Source organism: Sedimentitalea sp., from assembly GCF_039973035.1.
Lineage (GTDB): Bacteria > Pseudomonadota > Alphaproteobacteria > Rhodobacterales > Rhodobacteraceae > Sedimentitalea.
Genome location: NZ_JBDWLR010000066.1, coordinates 1 through 4,083 on the forward strand (window position 1 = coordinate 1; position 4,083 = coordinate 4,083).

The 4,083-nt window shown below is 57.9% G+C and carries 3 protein-coding genes; all 3 read right to left on the reverse strand.

Annotation, left to right across the window (positions count from 1 at the left end; translation table 11 throughout):
• Window positions 1-272: 272 nt before the first annotated feature.
• From ABJO75_RS16835 to ABJO75_RS16845, 3 genes are read right to left on the reverse strand one after another with little or no spacing between them, the layout of a single operon-like run.
• A complete protein-coding gene (locus tag ABJO75_RS16835; RefSeq protein WP_348129408.1) occupies window positions 273-1,481 on the reverse strand; it encodes an ABC transporter permease in 1,209 nt (402 codons plus the stop codon).
• 8 nt (window positions 1,482-1,489) lie between these two features.
• On the reverse strand, window positions 1,490-2,230 hold the full coding sequence (locus tag ABJO75_RS16840; protein WP_348129411.1) for an ABC transporter ATP-binding protein: 741 nt from the start codon (window positions 2,228-2,230) through the stop codon (window positions 1,490-1,492).
• Between the two features lies 1 nt (window position 2,231).
• Window positions 2,232-3,494: an efflux RND transporter periplasmic adaptor subunit gene (locus ABJO75_RS16845; RefSeq protein ID WP_348129414.1), complete on the reverse strand. Its 1,263-nt coding sequence runs from the start codon at window positions 3,492-3,494 to the stop codon at window positions 2,232-2,234.
• Between the last annotated feature and the right edge of the window lie 589 nt (window positions 3,495-4,083).

A 4,083-nucleotide genomic window follows, 5' to 3' on the forward strand; every position in this document is an offset into this window, starting at 1 on the left:
CAATCAAATCGCTGAAGCGCAAATTGCCTCAAAAGCACTCAACCGCACGACAGCTCTCGGTCGTGCGGCATATGAGCGTGTCTTCTGAGACAAATGGGTTTGGGACAAACTCGCCTAAAACTTGATCCCTGCAACATGGTCCGACAGAACCCACAATAGCAGTGGGCCTATGGTCTGCTCAAATTGAGTATCAAGATTGTTATTGAGGGGGTGGGATCAAGGGAAAAGAAGTTAGGCGAGGCAAGATCGCAGCAGAGATTTTCGATGATTACTCACTGATGCCGCAACACCTCGATCGGGTCCAGACGCGCGGCACGACGCGCGGGGAAATATCCAAAGATCACGCCTACGGCTGCCGAAAACAGAAATGCAATCGCCACAATGACCGGGTCCGGACTGAACGGAATGACCATGAAATTGGAGGCAACTGCGGCAAGCCCGAGTCCCAGCAGGATGCCCACGATGCCGCCAATCATGGAAAGCACGATCGCCTCGACCAGGAATTGCAGCAAGACTTGATTGGCGGTCGCGCCGACGGCCAGTCGGATGCCGATCTCGCGGGTGCGTTCGGTCACGGAGACAAGCATGATGTTCATGATCCCGATTCCTCCGACAAGAAGGCTGACGGCCGCGACGGCGGATAGCAGGCCTGTCAGCACATCGGTGATGCCCGTCAGCATCGACGCCATCTGCTTCATGTCGCGGACATGGAAATCATCTTCCTCACCGTCGCTGATCCGGCGGCGCTCGCGCATCAGTATCTCGATATCGACCAGGGTTCGATCGGTCGACACGCTGGTCGCGGCCGCCACATAGATCATCGAGATGTCCGACGATCCCGTGACCCGGCGTTGAAACGTCTTGATGGGCATCAGCACGATGTCGTCCTGATCCGAGCCGAAGCTTGAAGCCCCCTTGACTTCGAGCAGACCGATCACCTCGTAGGATACGTTCTTGAGGCGTATCTTTTCCCCAATCGGGTCCGTATTGCCGAACAATTCCTGACGCACCGTTTCGCCGATGATGCAGACGGCCTTGCCCGAGCTTTCCTCGGTGGGCAGAAAGCCGCGCCCCAACACGATCGGCCAATCCACCACGTCCAGATAGCGCATATCGGTGCCGGCGACCGAGGTGCGGGTATCCTCGGTGCCATATACGGCGTTCAGGCTGGTCTGGTTGTAGGGGGCGGCAGTGCGCACGCTGGAAAGCTGATCGATCAACGCCTCGACATCCTTGATTTCCAGAGCCGCCGAAACGGAATTGTTGCCTGGTCCCATCTGACCAGCGCCGGGCATGACCATCAAGACATTTGTGCCCAATTTGGCTACATCCGCCGTCACCTGATCCGAGCTTCCTTGCCCAACCGTGACCATGGCGATTACCGCCGCCACACCAATGACAACGCCAAGTACCGTCAGGATCGAGCGCAGTGCGTTGCGATAGATGGCCTGGATCGCCAGACGGATTGTTTCCCCGATCATGCCCCCGATCATGCGTTATGCCTTTCATGACTGAAGACTTCCGCAGGCGGGCCGTCGCGTTCGACCCGGCCATCAACCATCCAGATCACCCGTTGGGCATAAGCGGCCATGTCTTCCTCATGAGTGACCATGACAATGGTGATGTGGTCACGTTCGTTGAGCAGCTTCAGCAAATCCATGATTTCCAGTGACAGTTTCGTATCAAGATTGCCTGTCGGTTCATCCGCCAGAAGGAGCTGGGGACTGCCGACCAAAGCCCGGGCGATCGCGGCGCGCTGCTGCTGGCCACCCGACAGTTCCGATGGATCGTGGTGTTCGCGCCCTTTCAGCCCGACCTTTGCCAATGCATCCAGCGCCTGCGCACGTCGCTCGGCGGCGGGAACACCCTTGTAGATCAACGGCAGTTCCACATTATCCAGCGCAGAGGTGCGGGGCAGCAAATTGAACCCTTGAAACACGAACCCCAAGTAGTTGCGGCGCAAAATCGCGCGCTGGTCTTTGGTCAGGCTTCCGACATGCACGCCGTTGAACAGGTACTCACCGCTGGTGGGGCGGTCGAGGCAGCCGATCATGTTCATCGCAGTCGATTTGCCCGACCCCGACGGCCCCATGATCGCCACGAACTCTCCCTTTGCGATCGACAGGCTGACCCCGTCCATGGCGTGCACTTCTGCTTCGCCGTGGCCGTAGGTTTTCGAGATGTTACGCAGCTTAATGACGGGCGCGCTCATTTCCTTGCAATCGGCCATCTTATTTGCCTTCGATCATATCGGTGATGACCTGATCTCCGCTTGCCAGCTCGCCGCCGCTTGCGACGGTTTGCAAGCCGTCGCTGTCGCCCGTTTCAACGGGGGTCTCAATCGCCGCCCCATCGCGACGCACCCAAACGGTGCTGTCGGACACCGCTCGTGCAGTGTCGCTCCGGTTGCGCGACGGCATGATCAGGCCCAACAAGCCGCCACTGCCGCTATCGCCATCCGACGCTTCCTCTTCGATCACCTGCGGCGGGGCAAAGCGCAAGGCAGCATTGGGCACCAGCAGCACGTCTTCATATTGCGCGACGATCACATCCGCCGTGGCCGTCATGCCGGGGCGTAGTAAAAGGTCATCGTTCTCGACCGACAGGATCGCCTTGTAGGTGACAAGACCATCAACGCTTTCGGACGCGTAGCGCACCATGGATATCTGGGCCGGAAACAGCATGTCATCATAGGCATCGACGGTGAAACTTGCCTTGTCTCCCACGTTGATGCGGCCGATATCAGCTTCGGCCACGTCGACTTGCAATTCCATCTGCGTCAGATCCTCAGCAATGGAGAATAACTCGGGCGCTGACAGGCTGGCGGCCACGAACTGCCCGGCATCGACCGAGCGGTCAAGCACGACACCGTTGATCGGGGATATGATGGTGGCCTTGCTCAGGATCGCCTGCTGCGAGTCCAGCTGGGCCTGCGCCAGATCCACGTTGGCCTGTGCACTGGCCAGAGTGGCGCGTGCGCGGCCCAAAGCCGCCTCGGACGCGGTAAAGTTTGCGTGGGACGTCACACCGCGCTGATCCAGTTGCCGGACAATTTCAAAATCCGCCTCTGCCTCAAGCAGGCTTGCGCGGGCGCTGGCCAGCTGTGCCTCGGCAACTGCGTGGCTGGCGATCTGGACAGACAATTGTGCATCCAACTGTACCGTGTCCAACCTTGCCAGAACCTGTCCGGCTTTGACGGTATCGTTATAATCCACCAACACCTCGGCGATCGTCCCCGACAACTCAGATGAAATTTCAACTTTGTTAGTCGGTTCGATCGTGCCTGTCGCCGAAACGCGCACCGTCAGGTCACCTCGGCTGACCGGTTCGGTGAGGTAGGTCACCTGAGCGCGCTCTTCGGCGCCTTGCATCCACCAGACCCCAAGCGCCCCAACCAAGACGACTGCGCCAATCCACCCCACCCATTTCAAATGATGGTGCTTTGCTTTTCCGACACCAAGAGAAGCTTCGATTTCGCGTTGAGTTTCATTCATTCGCCGTTCCGATCCAATGGAGCACTTGGACAAACCCTACAGCAACGGACGGATAGGGCGTTGATACGTGTCAATAAACGTAGCCGCGGGAACTTTCCTTCGCTGTCAATGAGGTTTTCGACTACGAGATTGACCTCACAAACACCGAAACTGAATTTGAAGGCTGGCAGTGCACAGGTTCGCGTCAATGCCTCGCTTGGGTTTGGTCAAAGGCTAATTCCGTCTTTGAGGAAGCAATCTGACGCGCAGCGGAGGTCTGTTTCTGTGAAGCTGCGCCGCAGAAGTCGACGTCTGAATCCGGTTCCAGTTAGGTGGAGGTCTCTCGGACGCCACGCGGAGCGTTTGAGTGGCGTGCGGCGTTGCCTAACGTCGGCGAGACCTGCACCTAAACGGATGATGTGGGTGGCTCCTGCTCCACCGTCATCGAATGTGCCAAAGTGCAGTTATTAACGACTGCTAGGAAAGGAGCCACCCAATGACAGTTAAGACCGTAGGCCTGGATTTGGCCAAGGATGTTTTTCAAGTGCACGGCATTTCGGAGAATGGCCGTGTGATCTTCAACAAGGCGATAAAACGCGCGAAGCTGCTG

Excerpts from the sequence above, each read along its gene's own strand:
- ABJO75_RS16835 (WP_348129408.1), bottom strand. The coding sequence starts at position 1,481 with ATGATCGGGGAAACAATCCGTCTGGCGATCCAGGCCATCTATCGCAAC.
- ABJO75_RS16840 (WP_348129411.1), bottom strand. The coding sequence starts at position 2,230 with ATGGCCGATTGCAAGGAAATGAGCGCGCCCGTCATTAAGCTGCGTAAC.
- ABJO75_RS16845 (WP_348129414.1), bottom strand. The coding sequence starts at position 3,494 with ATGAATGAAACTCAACGCGAAATCGAAGCTTCTCTTGGTGTCGGAAAA.